This is a genomic window from Sulfurovum sp. bin170 (assembly GCF_010892395.1).
Classification (GTDB): domain Bacteria; phylum Campylobacterota; class Campylobacteria; order Campylobacterales; family Sulfurovaceae; genus UBA1140.
Map to the genome: position 1 here is coordinate 1 of NZ_JAACKB010000212.1, position 1,766 is coordinate 1,766.

Annotated in this window: 1 protein-coding gene; it reads left to right on the forward strand. The window is 35.2% G+C overall.

Annotated features, from left to right (window positions below):
• Positions 1-148 precede the first annotated feature (148 nt).
• Positions 149-1,766, forward strand: a 1,618-nt coding sequence (locus GSY74_RS05060) for a hypothetical protein (protein ID WP_164664019.1), incomplete at its 3' end; no start/stop codon positions are given.

Genomic DNA, 1,766 nt, shown 5'->3' on the forward strand with positions numbered 1-1,766 from the left:
AAATTTTAGAATTTTAATACTCTATAATGAATTTTTATAGAATTATATGTAATAATAACAACTATAAACGAACTATTAACCATTTGCTAAATTTAAAAAAGATAGCATTATGTTACTTTTTTACACTATTAAAAACAAGGATAGCATCATGAAACAAAATCTATTTTCACAAAAGATAGCGTATCTATTTAAAAGTCTAAACATCACAGAGGATGAATTTGTCAAACTCTTTTGGAATGGTACTAAGCCTAGTTTTAGTGCTAGAAAAAAAAGCGTTATCGATAAGTGGTATGAAGGGGACATCGCCCAAGCCAAAGCGTTTCATTTTGATACCTATCCCATCTCCAGACTACACAGAGGGGGTCAACCTTTTTTTACCAAAGGCTCTTTTCTAGATGACCCCATTGAGGAGTTTAAAAAGCGTGTCGATATCTATATCGCCTACACTACCCAACCCAAAAATCTTTTTGAGTACAAATACATCTACTACTATGACATCAACCTCAAAGTGGTCACCCATGTCAAACTCTATACCGTAGAGGAGATAGACAGAGATAGATACAAAATCAGGATGATAACCTCAGAACTCTACAAAGATAGAGATATAGACACCTATCATGGTGAGCTCAATATCATCAATGACTACTACCACATCTCGGTCAAAAATAGTTTTGAGATTGTCACATTTTATTTTATGCTCAACAAAGGGTTTAGAAACAACTCTGCTATCTATGGGCTTCGCTTGGGTCTCTCCTATGATAAAGGTCTGCCAATATCGGGCAAAAACCTACTCAGCAAAAAGATACTCTCCAAAGAGGAGGAGGAGCAGTTCTATCTCAATGCCAATGAGAGTGATACGCTCATCTCTGAAGAATCAAGCCAAGATATATATAGCTCACCTAAGAGAAACTATCTCAAAAAACTTCACAACAAGATAAGCGACATCACAATATTTATGAAAAAATCCAGAGAGATACTTAGTCAAAGTGTCGATAGAGATGCCTATATAGGACTATTTCACGATGGACTTAACTCTCTCAATCAAATCTCTCAAAAGGTCTACAACAACAGAACATTCTACAGCTCCAGACGAAGGTCTGCAAGGAGAGTGTTTCTAAAAAAGTTATCTCTAAGCCCAAATAGCTCTTGTGCTTTTGTCTATCCTCTTTTTGCAAAGGACTCTACACTATTTGCTACTGAAGATAGAAGATCAAAAGAGGCTTTGGAGCATATAGTAACCGTTGCAAAGAGTGGATTGGGGATAGATATGGTGATGGTTATGGGGCTAGAGGATGAGATAACCGAGTATATAAAAGAGTCTATAGAGAGACTAATAGATTGTGGTGTAGATATAAAAATGACACTCAAAGAGAGTATTGAGCCAAGTACTACTAGTTATGATTTTATATATAGCAAATCTAAAGAGGTAGCCATATATAGGAACTCGGGAGATAGAATCTGCTACTTCAAGGTAACCAATAATTTTGACTCTATCAATAACCTATCTTATGATTTTGAAAATATAAAAAGAGATAGTTATAGTTTTGACGATTTCATGGCACAAAAACATATCAAGATAAGTAAAAAACTAAAACATCTGATAGGTACATGGTACGCCTATAGCTACGGTACTATAGAGGAGGAGGGTCAAACCAAGATTTGGGAAGTACGATATGAGATAGACAGAAGAGAGACCATCGAGGGTTTTTATGGTGATAAGTTAAAATATAGAGGCTACCTAAAACTAAATAATATCAACATCCATA